This is a genomic window from Kitasatospora sp. NPDC048540 (assembly GCF_040651175.1).
GTDB lineage: Bacteria > Actinomycetota > Actinomycetes > Streptomycetales > Streptomycetaceae > Kitasatospora.
On the sequence record NZ_JBEZIR010000041.1, the window covers coordinates 14415 to 27594 of the forward strand.

A 13180-nucleotide genomic window follows, 5' to 3' on the forward strand; every position below is an offset into this window, starting at 1 on the left:
TCATGGACCGCCGAATTTTCGGGCTGGAGAACGAGTACGGTGTCACGTGTACGTTTCGGGGACAACGGCGTCTGTCTCCGGACGAGGTGGCCAGGTACCTCTTCCGCCGCGTAGTTTCCTGGGGCCGCAGCAGCAACGTCTTCCTGCGCAACGGTGCACGCCTGTACCTCGATGTGGGCTCGCACCCCGAGTACGCCACCCCCGAGTGCGACGACGTCACCGAGCTGGTGACGCACGACAAGGCCGGTGAACGCATCCTCGAAGGTCTGCTCGTGGACGCCGAGCGGCGCCTGCACGAGGAGGGCATCGCCGGCGACGTCTACCTCTTCAAGAACAACACCGACTCCGCCGGGAACTCCTACGGCTGCCACGAGAACTACCTGGTGGCCCGGCACGGCGAGTTCTCCCGGCTGGCGGACGTGCTGATCCCGTTCCTGGTGACCCGCCAGCTGATCTGCGGGGCGGGCAAGGTGCTGCAGACCCCGCGGGGCGCGGTCTTCTGCGTGAGCCAGCGGGCCGAGCACATCTGGGAGGGCGTCAGCTCGGCGACCACCCGCTCCCGGCCGATCATCAACACCCGGGACGAGCCGCACGCCGACGCGGAGCGCTACCGGCGGCTGCACGTGATCGTCGGCGACTCCAACATGTCGGAGACCACCACCCTGCTCAAGGTGGGCGCCACCGACCTGGTGCTGCGGCTGATCGAGGCCGGCGTGGTGATGCGCGACCTCACCCTGGAGAACCCGATCCGGGCGATCCGCGAGGTCAGCCACGACCTGACCGGCACCCACCAGGTCCGCCTGGCCAACGGCCGGGAGGCCAGCGCGCTGGACATCCAGGAGGAGTACTTCACCAAGGCGCTGGAGTTCGCCGACCGCAAGGGCCTCAACACCGGCACCATCGCCCGGGTGCTCGACCTGTGGGGCCGCACCCTGGAGGCGGTCCGCACCGAGGACCTCGGCCGGGTCGGCAACGAGATCGACTGGATCATGAAGTACCAGCTGATCGAGCGGTACCGCGAGAAGCACCAGATGACCATGTCCAACCCCCGGGTCGCCCAGATCGACCTGGCGTACCACGACATCCACCGCCGCCGCGGGCTGTTCTACCTGCTCCAGAACAAGGGGCAGGCCACCCGGGTGACCACCGACCTGAAGACCTTCGAGGCGAAGTCGGTGCCGCCGCAGACCACCCGGGCGCGGCTGCGCGGCGACTTCATCCGCCGGGCCCAGGAGCAGCGCCGCGACTTCACGGTCGACTGGGTGCACCTGAAGCTGAACGACCAGGCGCAGCGGACGGTGCTGTGCAAGGACCCGTTCCGTTCGGTGGACGAGCGGGTGGAGAAGCTGATCGCCGGGATGTGATCCGGCGGGCCCGGGGGTGGCGGTCGGACCGGCGGTCCGGCCGCCACCCCTCGGCCTTGCCCGGACGGCGGCGCGCCCCTTGCGCCTCCGGCATCCGGGACGAATCGGGCCATACGCTGACCTTCATGCGTAGATTCGCCGCCCTTCTGGCCGTTCCCATCGCCGTCCTGCTGGCCGCCTGCAGCAGCGGCTCCGGATCCTCGACGGGGGCCACGGCCTCCGCGACCTCGGCGGGACCGGTGGAGGTGCCGAGCCCGGTCGCCTCGGCCGACCCGATGCCCACGGTGTCGGGGAGCTTCGGGAGCAAGGCGACCATCACGCTCCCGGACGCGAAGCCGAGCGGCCAGTTCGTGGTGAACACCGTCTCCGAGGGCAACGGCTCCACGGTGGCGAAGAACGACTGGGTCACGGTCAACTACACCGCGAAGAACTGGACCACCGGCAAGGACCTGCCCAGCTCGTACGACGCGGGCGGCAAGCCGCAGCTGTACCAGGCCGGCAGCGGCGGGCTGGTGCCGGCCCTCGACCAGAGCGTGGAGGGCAAGAAGGTCGGCAGCCGGCTGCTGGTGGTGGCGCCGCCCGCGGCGGGCTTCGGCAGCCAGGGCAACACCGCGCTCGGGATCGGCGCGAACGACACCGTGGTGTTCGTGCTGGACATCATGCAGTCCGTGCCGCAGGACGCCACCATCACCGGGACGATGGCCGAGCCGCCCGCCGACATGCCGCAGGTGAAGGACAACGGCAAGGCCGCCCCGACCATCACGATCCCGCCCGGCCAGGCGCCGCCGACCGACCTGCAGACCTTTGTGCTGGTGAAGGGCGACGGCAAGGAGGTCACCTCCGGGCAGACGCTGTTGGTGCAGTACACCGGGGTGGTCTGGGCGGACGGCAAGCAGTTCGACTCCTCGTGGAGCCACGGCGGCGCGCAGGCCCTCCAGGTGGGCACCGGCAGCCTGATCAAGGGCTGGGACCAGGCGCTGGTCGGCCAGACCGTCGGCAGCCGGGTGATGCTGGTGGTGCCGCCGTCGCTGGGCTACGGCGACAAGGCGAGCGGCAGCATCCCCGCCAATTCGACCCTGGTGTTCGTGATCGACATTCTCGAGGCGGTCTGATCCCATGGGGGCGGACGGGCGTTCGCCGAACCTGAACGCCCGTCCTCATGGTGACCTGACATACTGCTGCCCTTCCGCAGTGGTGCCTGTCGTCGGGCGAGATGAATTGGGGAGTCATGTCTGAGAAAGCGTCGAGTCCGGGCGAGGCGGGCACCGCGAACGGCGCGGTGGGCCCCGGCCCGGCGTCGCCCGAACGCGAGTCGATCGTCGTCCCGCCGTCGGTCCTGGCCCAGCAGGCCGGCTGGGGTCCCGCCCCGGCCGCCCCGATCGCGCCCGGCCCCGACGAGCAGCCGCAGATCTTCGCGTCGACCCGGCGCCGCCCGGACCTCTCGGAGGCCGGCTACAGCGAGAACCCGCCCGGGGTGGGCAAGCTCGGTGTGATCCTCGGCACCGTCCTCGCGCTGCTGCTGGTCGGCGGCGGCGTGACGATGTACCTGACCAACAAGTCGGACTCCAAGAGCCCGGCCGCCAAGTCCGACGCGGCGCCGACCGCGGCGCCGACGCCCACCGAGGCCCCGGTGCCGCCGATCAAGGACACCGCCAAGGTGCTCCCGACGGTCACCGGCGACTTCGGCAGCAAGGCCACCATCACGCTGCCCAAGGAGGCGGCCGACGGCACCTTCGTGGTCAAGGAGCTGATCGCGGGCAACGGCCCGAAGGTGGACAAGAACAACTGGGTCACCGCCGACTTCACCGCGATGAACTGGACCACCGGCAAGGAGATCCAGGGCTCGTACGAGGGCGGCAAGCCGCAGCTCTTCCAGGCCGACGGCGGTCAGCTGATCCCGGCCCTGGACGCCGCGGTCACCGGCCACAAGGTGGGCAGCCGCCTGCTGGTGGTGGCCCCGCCGGCCGCCGCCTTCCGTGACCAGGGCAGCCAGGGCATGGGCGTCGGTCCGACCGACAACCTGGTCTTCGTGATCGACATCCGCAACGCCAACGCGCCCGACGCGGTGGTCAGCGGTGACGTCACCCCGCCGCCGGCGGACTTCCCGAAGGTCAAGGACAACGGCAAGAAGGCGGCCGACATCACCCCGGTCCCCGGCGCGGCCGACCCGACCGAGCTGAAGACCGCCGTGCTGATCCAGGGCAAGGGCCGCAAGGTCGAGTCCGGTGAGGGCGTCCTGGTCCAGTACACCGGCGCGCTCTTCAAGGACGGCAAGAAGTTCGACTCCTCGCTCGACCGCGGGCAGGCGTTCTCCTTCGTCACCGGCGGCGGCAACGTCATCGAGGGCTGGGACAAGGGCCTGGTCGGCCAGACCATCGGCAGCCGGGTCGAGCTGGTGATCCCCGCCTCGCTGGCCTACAAGGACCAGGCCAAGGACACCATCCCGGCCAACTCCACCCTGGTCTTCGTGGTGGACATCCTGGACGCCGGCATCGGCGGCGGCAGCTGAGGGATAATGATCGGGTAACCGGACGCGGGGCAACTCGCGGCCGGGCCTGACTTCGACGGGCGGCAGCCGGTCGTACCGTGGTCCTGGACAGGACCTCGGCGCGGGCGGCTGCCGCCGCGTCATGTGTCTATCAGCGAACGAGAAGAGTCTGTTGTGAGCATCAGCAAGCCGGAGATCGACTTCCCGGTCGGCGACGCGCCGAAGGAGCTGCAGATCCGCGACATCGTGGTCGGCGACGGCGCCGAGGCCAAGGCCGGCGCGGTCGTCGAGGTCCACTACGTGGGCGTCACCTTCGAGACCGGTGAGGAGTTCGACGCCTCCTGGAACCGCGGCCAGTCCTTCCGCTTCCCGCTCGGCGCCGGCCGCGTCATCAAGGGCTGGGACCAGGGCGTCCAGGGCATGAAGGTCGGCGGCCGCCGCGAGCTGGTCATCCCGGCGCACCTGGCGTACGGCAACCAGTCGCCGAGCCCGCTCATCCCGGCCGGTTCGACCCTGATCTTCGTGGTCGACCTGCTCGGCGTCTGACCACGGGTCCGCGAGGGGCCGCATCCCGCTCGGCGGGGTGCGGCCCCTCGCCCGTGCGGACTCGGCTTTTGCACAGCGTGCCCGGACCGGTACGGTCGGGTCGCCGGATCAAGAATGTCCCGCCGAGACCCACCAGGAAGGTCCGCGATGGCGATCGCCAAGGCAGAGCGGCTGATGAACCTCGCCCTGTGCCTGATGAACACCAGACGCCCGCTCTCCAAGAAGGAGCTCCGGGAGTCCGTCGAGGCCTACCGTGAGGCCTGGCAGCAGGGCAGCGAGGACGCCTTCAACCGGATGTTCGAACGGGACAAGGACGACCTGCGCGAACTCGGCCTGGTCATCGACGTCGACGAGAACGCCCTCGACGGCGAGGTCGGCTACCTGGCCCGCCGGGACCGCAACCGGCTCCCGGAGATCGCGCTGGACGCCGAGGAGGCCGCCGCGCTGACCCTGGCCGCCCGGGTCTGGCAGCAGGCCAAGATGTCCGGCGCCGCCAGCGGCGCGCTGCAGAAGCTCCGCGCGGCCGGCGTGCCGTTCGCCGAGGACGCCGAGCACAGCGCCCTCGAACCGCGGATCCCGGCCCGCGAGGCCGCCTTCGAGCCGCTGCTCACCGCCGCCCGCGACCGCCGCCCGGTCTCCTTCGAGTACCGCAAGGCCGGCGCCGCGGCCGCCGAGCAGCGCGCCGTCGAACCCTGGGCGCTGGAGTGCTGGCGCGGCCACTGGTACCTGGCCGGCTTCGACCGGGACCGGCAGGACGCCCGGGTGTTCCGGCTCAGCCGGATCACCGGCCGGGTCCGCTCCCGGGCCGGCGAGTTCACCGGCACGGTGCCCGAGCACATGGACGTCCGGGCCACCGTGGCCCGGTTCGCCGGCGAGGGCGCCACCACCGCCGCCACCGTCCGGCTGCGCCGGGGCGCCGCCTTCCCGCTGCGCACCAAGGCGCTGGGCAGCCGGCACGTCGACGAGCAGTGGGACGAGCTGGAGATCCCGTACGGTCACGGGCTCGGCGCCGACCTGGCCGAGTTCGGCCCGGACGTCGTGGTGCTGGGCCCGGACGACCTGCGGGCGGATGTCATCGAGCGGCTGCGGGCCGTCGCGGGACTTGGGGAGTAGGGGCAATGAGCAACGCGATCGACCAGACCCGGCGGATGCTCTCCCTGGTCACCTACCTGCGCGAGCGCCCCGGCGCCGAGGTGGCCGAGGTGGCGCGCGCCTTCGGCATCACCGAGCGCGAGCTGATCGGCGACCTCAACGTGCTGCCGATGTGCGGGACCAGCTTCCGCGGCGGCGACCTGCTCGACATCGACACCGACGGCGAGCGGATCTGGTGGCACAACGTCGACGACGTCGCCCAGCCGCTGCGGCTGGCCGCCGACGAGGCGACCGCCCTGCTGGTCGCCGCCCGCGCGGTGGCCGGCCTGCCCGGACTGCGCGAGCGGGACCGGCAGGCGCTCACCCGGGCCGTCGCCAAGATCGAGGACGCGGCCGGCGAGAGCGCCGAGTCCAGCGCCCGGGTCGGCGTCACCTTCGAGGCCGAGGGCCAGGTCTTCGCCGACATCGACCGGGCTCTCAGCGAGGGCCGGCTGATCTGGCTGCGCTACTGGTCGCACGGCCGCGGCGGGATGACCGAGCGCGAGGTCGACCCGATCCGGCTGGTCACCGAGGGCCACACCTACCTGGAGGGGTGGTGCCGCACCTCCGAGGACCGGCGGATCTTCCGGCTGGACCGGGTGGCCGAGATCAAGGTCCTGGACGAGCCCGCCAACCCGCCCCGGCTCCAGCCGCGGGACCTGTCGGCCGGCCTGGTCAACCCGGGCGCCGACGACCCCGAGGTGGTGGTCGAGGTCGGCCCCGGCGGCCGCTGGGTCGCCGAGTACTACACCCACGACTCGGCCGAGGAACTGCCCGACGGCGGCCTGCGGATCACCCTGCGCAGCGCAGACCCGTCCGGGCTGCGCCCGCTGGCGCTGCGGCTCGGCCGGGACGGCCGGATCGTCTCCCCGCCCGAGCTCGCCGAGCAGGCCGCGGCTGCCGCGCTCGCCGCGCTGGACGCCTACCGGGACGGGCAGGTCTGAGCGTCGGTGGGGGAGGGCACCAGGTTCAAGGTCTACTGCTCCCAGTGCCGGGAGAAGGTGGAGCTGGCGGTCACGGAGTTCCGGCTGGCCCTCGGGGCCACCGCGGAACGCACCTTCTACAGCTTCACCTGCCCCTCCTGCGGGGCGCCGGTGCGCAAGACCGCCGGTGAGAAGATCGTCGCGGCGCTGACCGCCGCGGGCGTGCGGACGATGCGGCTGCTGCCGGTGGACGGATCGGGCGGATAGGGTCACGGGCATGCAGTGGATCATTGTCGCCGCCGTGCTGGCGGCCACCGCGGGCCTGCTGGTGCTCGGCGTCCTGGCGGCGCGGCTGTGGCTCGACGTCCGGGCGCTGGCTCGGGAGGTCGACCGGGCCTCGCGGGCGCTGGCCGAGGCGGCGGGCGGGCTCACGGGCCGGCCGGCGGGCTGACGGGCCGGGTTACCCTCTAGGGCAGGGCCCTGCGGTGCGGCAGGTGCCCCGCAGCGTGGTCGCGCGGCCGAGGGCTGCCGGGTGGTTGCCGGGCCGACACCGGCAGCGGCTACCATCGCCCGCAGCAGGGCAGTACCCGGAAATGGCCGGCCTGACGACAGGCCGGTACGGGGACCCGTCGCCCGGCGGGTTCTGTCGCACGAGTTCGAGGACCGGGGTTGAGCAAGTCTTCCAAAGCACCCAAGGACCCCGAGGGCCGGATGGCCCTCGCGGATCACCTGCGCGAGCTGCGCAGCCGGCTGGTGAAGTCGGTCCTGGCGATCCTGGTCTTCACGCTCGTCGCCGCCTACTTCCACAACCAGCTGATCGATTTCCTCAGTGCCCCGCTGCCCCGCTGCGGGCCGGACAACAAGCCGCTGCCGGGTGACACCAACTGCGCCAGCGTCGTCAACATCGGCCTGCTGACCCCGTTCAACCTGGTGCTGAAGGTCAGCCTGACGGCCGGCCTGGTGGCGGCCACCCCGGTGTGGCTGTACCAGCTGTGGCAGTTCGTCTCGCCCGGTCTGCACAAGCACGAGCGGCGCTACTCGATGGCGTTCCTGGCGGCCGGCACCCCGCTCTTCCTGGCCGGCGCGGCCTTCGCGTACCTGGTCATGCCGCTGACCGCGCAGATGCTGATCTCGTTCACCGGTGACAAGATCACCAACATCCTGCCGGTCGAGGACTACCTCGACGTGGTCACCAGGATGGTGGTGGTCTTCGGCCTGGGCTTCGAGTTCCCGCTGTTCCTGGTGATGCTGAACTTCGTCAAGGTGCTCACCGGCAAGCGGATGCTCGGCTGGTGGCGCGCGATGGTCATGGCCATCACGGTGTTCGCCGCCTTCGCCACCCCCAGCGCGGACCCGCTGACCATGCTGGCGCTGGCCGCGCCGATCTGGGGCCTGTACTTCCTGGCCGTCGGCATCGCGCTGCTCAACGACCGCCGCCGGGCCCGCCGCAACCCCGACGCCGGGCTGGACGACGACGAGGCCTCGCACGTCGACCTGTCGGTCGACGCGGTGGACGGCGCCGAGTCGGTGTCGGCCTCGGCCGCCCCGGCCGCGCCCGCGCCGGTGGTGCCCGCGGCCCGGCACGAGCAGATGGACGACATCACCTGACCGGCCCGTGCGCCGGGCTGACCGAAGGCCCCTCCGCCGCCCGGCGGAGGGGCCTTCGGCATCCGGCGGAGCCGTCGGAGGGCGCCGCACGGCGGACCGTCTTGGCAGCCCGTTGGCCATGTGACATATTACTGCCGTGTCCATGCGATCCCCCCACGACGTCGTGGTGATCGGCGCCGGCGTCGTCGGCGCCGCCTGCGCGTACTACGCCACCCTGGCGGGCCTGCGGCCCGCCGTGGTCGACCGCGGCCCGGTGGCCGGCGGCACCACCGGCGCCGGCGAGGGCAACCTGCTGGTCTCCGACAAGGAGCCGGGCCCCGAGCTCGACCTCGCGCTGCTCTCCACCAGGCTCTGGCGCGAGCTGGCCGCCACCCTCGGCGACGCCGTCGAGTACGAGCCCAAGGGCGGCCTGGTGGTCGCGGCCCACCCGGCCGGGCTGGAGCCGCTGCGCCGGTTCGCGGCCGGCCAGGCCGCCGCCGGGGTCGACTGCGCCGAGGTCAAGGGCGACGAACTGGCCGCCCTGGAGCCGCACCTCGCCCCCGGCCTGGCCGGCGGCTTCCACTACCCCCAGGACGCCCAGGTGCAGCCCGCGCTGGCCGCCGCCCACCTGCTGCGGGCCGCCCGGGCCCGCGGCGCCGAGGTGTTCCTCGGCGAGGAGGTGACCGCCGTGCGCACCCGGGCGGACGGCTCCGTCCTCGGCGTCACCACCGACCGCCGCCGCCTCGACGCCCCCGCGGTGGTCAACGCGGCCGGCACCTGGGGCGGCGAGCTGGCCCGGCTCGCCGGGGTCGACCTGCCGGTGCTGCCCCGGCGCGGATTCGTCCTGGTCACCGAACCGCTGCCGCGGATCGTCCGGCACAAGGTCTACGCCGCCGACTACGTCGCCGACGTCGCCAGCGGCTCCGCCGCCCTGCAGACCTCCGCCGTGGTCGAGGGCACCCCGGCCGGACCGGTCCTGATCGGGGCCAGCCGCGAGCGGGTCGGCTTCGACCGCACCCTCGCGCCGGAGGTGCTGCGCCGGCTGGCCGAGGGGGCCGCCGCCCTCTTCCCCGTGCTGCGCGAGGTCACCGTGCAACGTGCCTACCGGGGCTTCCGCCCGTACCTGCCGGACCACCTGCCCGCGATCGGCGCCGACCCCCGGGTGCCGGGCCTGTACCACGCCTGCGGCCACGAGGGCGCGGGCATCGGGCTGGCCCCCGCCACCGGGCTGCTGATCGCCGGGCAGCTGACCGGCGCCGCACCGGAACTCGACCTGACCCCGATGCGGCCCGACCGCTTCGCCGACCGGCACCCCGCCGAAGGAGCCCGATGAGCCGCCGCACCCCCGCCGAGCTGGTCGGCGCCGAACCCGGACCCGCGCACACCATCGAGTTCGACGGCCGGCCGGTCCCCGCCCTGCCGGGGCAGACCATCGCCGCCGCGCTGTGGGCCGACGGCGTCCTCGCCTGGCGCACCACCCGCACCGGGGGCCGGCCGCGCGGCGCGTTCTGCGGCATCGGCGTCTGCTTCGACTGCCTGGCCACCGTCAACGGAGAGCCCAACCGGCGCACCTGCCTGGTCCCGGCCGAGCCCGGCGACACCGTCACCACCCAGGAGGGCCACGGCCGTGCCGACCTCGCCGTCTGACCGCTACGACCTCGCGGTGGTCGGGGCCGGCCCCGGCGGCCTGGCCGCCGCCGTCACCGCCGCCGACCACGGACTGACCGTCGCCCTGGTCGACGCCGGTCCCCGCCCCGGCGGACAGTTCTACCGCCACCCCGCGCCCGCCCTCGGCGCCGCCCGGCCCGAGCGGCTGCACCACGGCTGGTCCGTCTTCGCCGCGCTCACCGCCCGGCTGCGGGTCCACACCGCCCACCACCGGATCACCCACCTGGCCGGCCACCACGTCTGGACCGCCGAGCGCGCCGACGGCTGGCGGCTGCACGCCACCACCGGCCCCGGCCCCGACGACGCCGCCGTCGTCGAGGCCGCCGCGGTGCTGCTCGCCACCGGCGCGTACGAGCGCCAGCTGCCCTTCCCGGGCTGGACGCTGCCCGGGGTGGTCACGGCCGGCGGCGCCCAGGCCATGCTCAAGTCCTCACTGGTGCTGCCCGGCCGGCGGATCGTGCTGGCCGGCAGTGGCCCGCTGCTGCTGGCCGCGGCGTCCTCGCTGGTCACCGCCGGGGCCGAGGTGCCCGCGATCGTCGAGGCCGCCGACTACCTCGGCTACGCCCGCGGCCTGCCCGTCCTGCTCGGCAACCCGGCCAAGCTCGCCGAGGGCGCCGGCCACGGCGCCACCCTGCTGCGGCACGGCGTACGGCTGCTGCGCGGCAGCGCGGTCACCGAGGCGCACGGCACCGACCGGGTGACCGCGGTGACGGTGGCCCGGCTGGACCGCCGCTGGCGGCCGGTACCCGGCACCGAGCGGCGGATCGCCTGCGACGCGGTGGCGGTCGGCCACGGCCTGGTCCCGCAGATCGAGCTCGCCACCGAACTCGGCGCCGCCACCCGGGCCACCCCGGACGGCACGGCCGCCCTCGCCGTCGACGGCGAGCAGCGCACCAGCGTGGACGGCCTGTGGGCGGCGGGGGAGACCTGCGGGGTCGGCGGCGCCGACCTGGCCGTCGCCGAGGGCGTGCTCGCCGCGTACGCGGTCGCCGGGCGGCCCGCCCCGGCGGGGGTGCGGCGCCGCCGCGACCGGCGCCGGGCCTTCGCCGAGCTGATGGCCGCCGCCCACCGGCCCGGTCCGGACTGGACGGGCTGGCTGACCCCGGAGACCGAGGTCTGCCGCTGCGAGGAGGTCCCGGTCCGGGCGGTGCGGGAGGCGGTGGCGGAGCTCGGCGCCCGCGACGCGAGGAGCGTCAAGCTGCTCACCCGGGCCGGGATGGGCTGGTGCCAGGGGCGGATGTGCGGCCCGGCGGTGGCCTGTCTGGCGGGGGACGGGCAGGTCGGGGCGGACAGCCGTCCGCTCGCCTGCCCGGTGCCGCTCGGGCAGCTGGCCCGGCGGACCGGGCCGGACGCCGACTAGACCTTCCAGCGGATTTCCGCCGGACGGCTCTTGTGGCCGTCCTGCCTTCTCTAATAAAATGTCACACCTCACCACTCAGGGAGAACCCCCCGTGTCCTTCGCACCCCATGACCCCACCCGTCCATGGCGCGGCATCATGGTCGCCACCGCGCTACCCCTGCGGGACGACCTCTCCGTCGACTACGACGCGTACGCCGAGCACGTCCGCTGGCTGATCGCCAACGGCTGCGACGGCGTCGTCCCCAACGGCTCGCTCGGCGAGTACCAGACCCTCACCGACGAGGAGCGCGCCCGGGTCGTCACGGTCGCGGTCGAGGCCGCCGGTGACGGCTCCCGGGTGATGCCCGGCGTCGCCGCGTACGGCAGCGCCGAGTCTCGCCGCTGGGCCGAGCAGGCCGCAGAGGCCGGGGCCGGTTCGGTCCTGCTGCTGCCGCCCAACGCCTACCGGGCCGACGCCGCCGCCGTCCGGGCCCACTTCGCCGAGGTCGCCGCCGCCGGGATCCCGGTGGTCGCGTACAACAACCCGATCGACACCAAGATCGACCTGGTCCCCGAGCTGCTGGCGCAGCTGCACACGGCCGGTTCGATCGTCGCGGTCAAGGAGTTCAGCGGCGACGTCCGCCGGGCCTACGAGATCGCCGAACTGGCGCCCGGCCTCGACCTGCTGATCGGCGCCGACGACGTCCTGCTGGAGCTGGCCCTGGCCGGCGCCGTCGGCTGGATCGCCGGCTACCCGAACGCGCTGCCGCAGGCGTCCGCCGAGCTCTACCGCGCCGCGGTCGCCGGTGACCTGGCGACCGCGCTGCCGCTCTACCGCTCGCTGCATTCGCTGCTGCGCTGGGACTCCAAGATTGAGTTCGTGCAGGCCATCAAGCTTTCGATGGACATCGCGGGACGCCCCGGCGGCCCGGTCCGCCCGCCGCGCGGCCCGCTCTCCGCGGAGACCGAGGCGGCCGTCCGCGCCGCCACCGAGAAGGCGCTCGCCGAGGGCCTGAAGTAACCACCGCCAGCGGGGCCGGCTGCGGGGACAGCCGGCCCGCCCGGGCCAGGACAAGGAGCTCTGCACCCATGCGCAGCCGTCACGTCTTCCACGCCGTCGACTCGCACACCGAGGGCATGCCGACCCGGGTCGTCACCGGCGGCTTCGGCACCGTCCCCGGCGCGACCATGGCCGAGAAGCGGGTCCACTTCCAGCAGCATCTCGACCACTTCCGCACCCTGCTGATGTACGAGCCCCGCGGCCACGCCGCGATGAGCGGCGCGATCCTGCAGCCGCCGACCAGGCCGGACGCCGATTTCGGGGTGCTGTACATCGAGGTCTCCGGGCTGCTGCCGATGTGCGGGCACGGCACCATCGGCGTCGCCACCGTGCTGGTGGAGACCGGCATGGTGGAGGTGGTCGAGCCGGTCACCACGGTGCGCCTGGACACCCCGGCCGGTCTGGTGGTCGCCGAGGTCCGGGTCGAGGACGGCGCCGCGCTGGACGTCACCATCCGCAACGTCCCCTCGTACGCGGCCGCGCTGGACCGCAAGTTGGAGGTGCCGGGCTTCGGCGCCGTCACCTACGACCTGGCCTACGGCGGCAACTTCTACGCGATCCTGCCGCTGGCCGACCTCGGCCTGCCGTTCGAACGCGAGCGCAAGCAGGACATCCTGGACGCCGGCCTGGCGGTGATGGCGGCGATCAACGCCGACGACCGCCCGGTGCACCCCGAGGACCCGTCCATCCACGGCTGCCACCACGTCCAGCTGCTCGCCCCCGGCTCCACCGCGGAGCACTCCCGGCACGCGATGGCCATCCACCCCGGCTGGTTCGACCGCTCGCCGTGCGGCACCGGCACCTCCGCGCGGATGGCGCAGCTGCACGCCCGCGGCGAACTGCCGCTGCACCGGGACTTCCGCAACGACTCCTTCATCGGCACCACCTTCACCGGGCGGCTGGTCGAGGAGACCACCGTGGCGGGCCGGCCCGCCGTCGTGCCGACCGTCACCGGCCGGGCCTGGATCACCGGCACCGCGCAGTACTTCCTCGACCCCACCGACCCGTTCCCGGCCGGCTTCCTGCTCTGACCCGTCCGGACCCGACCGGGCGCGGCGGCCCGCGCCGGCGCGC

The 13180-nt window shown here is 73.5% G+C and carries 14 protein-coding genes; all 14 read left to right on the forward strand.

Annotated elements, in window-relative coordinates; all coding sequences use genetic code 11:
- The first annotated feature begins 2 nt into the window (after window positions 1–2).
- Window positions 3–1364 (forward strand): Pup--protein ligase, encoded by a 1362-nt coding sequence (gene pafA / locus AB0D08_RS18120; RefSeq protein ID WP_033819240.1) that lies wholly within the window; start codon window positions 3–5, stop codon window positions 1362–1364.
- 125 nt (window positions 1365–1489) lie between these two features.
- Window positions 1490–2476 carry an FKBP-type peptidyl-prolyl cis-trans isomerase gene (locus AB0D08_RS18125; protein ID WP_033819241.1) on the forward strand — a complete coding sequence of 329 codons (987 nt, stop codon included), beginning with the start codon at window positions 1490–1492 and terminating at the stop codon, window positions 2474–2476.
- A gap of 116 nt (window positions 2477–2592) precedes the next feature.
- Window positions 2593–3873 (forward strand): FKBP-type peptidyl-prolyl cis-trans isomerase, encoded by a 1281-nt coding sequence (locus AB0D08_RS18130; RefSeq protein WP_359889856.1) that lies wholly within the window; start codon window positions 2593–2595, stop codon window positions 3871–3873.
- Window positions 3874–4026: 153 nt separating this feature from the next.
- Entirely contained in the window at window positions 4027–4398 is a 372-nt protein-coding gene (locus tag AB0D08_RS18135) for an FKBP-type peptidyl-prolyl cis-trans isomerase (protein ID WP_033819242.1), read from the forward strand.
- 147 nt (window positions 4399–4545) lie between these two features.
- Window positions 4546–5511, forward strand: coding sequence for a WYL domain-containing protein (locus AB0D08_RS18140; protein WP_033819243.1), 966 nt, complete (start codon window positions 4546–4548; stop codon window positions 5509–5511).
- A 5-nt stretch (window positions 5512–5516) separates the two neighbouring features.
- On the forward strand, window positions 5517–6473 hold the full coding sequence (locus AB0D08_RS18145; RefSeq protein WP_033819244.1) for a WYL domain-containing protein: 957 nt from the start codon (window positions 5517–5519) through the stop codon (window positions 6471–6473).
- A gap of 6 nt (window positions 6474–6479) precedes the next feature.
- Window positions 6480–6719 carry a hypothetical protein gene (locus AB0D08_RS18150; RefSeq protein ID WP_033819245.1) on the forward strand — a complete coding sequence of 80 codons (240 nt, stop codon included), beginning with the start codon at window positions 6480–6482 and terminating at the stop codon, window positions 6717–6719.
- Between the two features lie 10 nt (window positions 6720–6729).
- Window positions 6730–6903 carry a hypothetical protein gene (locus AB0D08_RS18155; protein ID WP_199520286.1) on the forward strand — a complete coding sequence of 58 codons (174 nt, stop codon included), beginning with the start codon at window positions 6730–6732 and terminating at the stop codon, window positions 6901–6903.
- 218 nt (window positions 6904–7121) lie between these two features.
- Entirely contained in the window at window positions 7122–8060 is a 939-nt protein-coding gene (gene tatC, locus AB0D08_RS18160) for a twin-arginine translocase subunit TatC (RefSeq protein WP_063794311.1), read from the forward strand.
- A 142-nt stretch (window positions 8061–8202) separates the two neighbouring features.
- Window positions 8203–9372, forward strand: a complete 1170-nt coding sequence (locus tag AB0D08_RS18165; protein ID WP_033819246.1) for an FAD-binding oxidoreductase — start codon at window positions 8203–8205, stop codon at window positions 9370–9372.
- Window positions 9369–9686: a (2Fe-2S)-binding protein gene (locus AB0D08_RS18170; RefSeq protein WP_033819247.1), complete on the forward strand. Its 318-nt coding sequence runs from the start codon at window positions 9369–9371 to the stop codon at window positions 9684–9686. The genes AB0D08_RS18165 and AB0D08_RS18170 overlap by 4 nt, the downstream gene beginning before the upstream one ends.
- Window positions 9667–11067, forward strand: coding sequence for an NAD(P)/FAD-dependent oxidoreductase (locus AB0D08_RS18175; protein WP_359889861.1), 1401 nt, complete (start codon window positions 9667–9669; stop codon window positions 11065–11067). Before AB0D08_RS18170 ends, AB0D08_RS18175 begins: the two co-directional genes overlap by 20 nt.
- A 58-nt stretch (window positions 11068–11125) precedes the next feature.
- A complete protein-coding gene (locus AB0D08_RS18180; protein WP_051812017.1) occupies window positions 11126–12067 on the forward strand; it encodes a dihydrodipicolinate synthase family protein in 942 nt (313 codons plus the stop codon).
- Window positions 12068–12135: 68 nt separating this feature from the next.
- Complete coding sequence (locus AB0D08_RS18185) at window positions 12136–13137, forward strand: proline racemase family protein (RefSeq protein ID WP_359889863.1); 1002 nt, start codon at window positions 12136–12138, stop codon at window positions 13135–13137.
- Window positions 13138–13180: the final 43 nt, after the last annotated feature.

What these genes read in the sequence shown, in the direction of transcription:
- AB0D08_RS18180 (WP_051812017.1), top strand. Translation starts at nt 11,126, where the DNA reads ATGTCACACCTCACCACTCAGGGAGAACCCCCCGTGTCCTTCGCACCC.
- AB0D08_RS18165 (WP_033819246.1), top strand. Translation starts at nt 8,203, where the DNA reads ATGCGATCCCCCCACGACGTCGTGGTGATCGGCGCCGGCGTCGTCGGC.
- AB0D08_RS18130 (WP_359889856.1), top strand. Translation starts at nt 2,593, where the DNA reads ATGTCTGAGAAAGCGTCGAGTCCGGGCGAGGCGGGCACCGCGAACGGC.
- AB0D08_RS18185 (WP_359889863.1), top strand. Translation starts at nt 12,136, where the DNA reads ATGCGCAGCCGTCACGTCTTCCACGCCGTCGACTCGCACACCGAGGGC.
- AB0D08_RS18140 (WP_033819243.1), top strand. Translation starts at nt 4,546, where the DNA reads ATGGCGATCGCCAAGGCAGAGCGGCTGATGAACCTCGCCCTGTGCCTG.
- AB0D08_RS18155 (WP_199520286.1), top strand. Translation starts at nt 6,730, where the DNA reads ATGCAGTGGATCATTGTCGCCGCCGTGCTGGCGGCCACCGCGGGCCTG.
- AB0D08_RS18125 (WP_033819241.1), top strand. Translation starts at nt 1,490, where the DNA reads ATGCGTAGATTCGCCGCCCTTCTGGCCGTTCCCATCGCCGTCCTGCTG.
- AB0D08_RS18145 (WP_033819244.1), top strand. Translation starts at nt 5,517, where the DNA reads ATGAGCAACGCGATCGACCAGACCCGGCGGATGCTCTCCCTGGTCACC.
- AB0D08_RS18170 (WP_033819247.1), top strand. Translation starts at nt 9,369, where the DNA reads ATGAGCCGCCGCACCCCCGCCGAGCTGGTCGGCGCCGAACCCGGACCC.
- pafA (WP_033819240.1), top strand. Translation starts at nt 3, where the DNA reads ATGGACCGCCGAATTTTCGGGCTGGAGAACGAGTACGGTGTCACGTGT.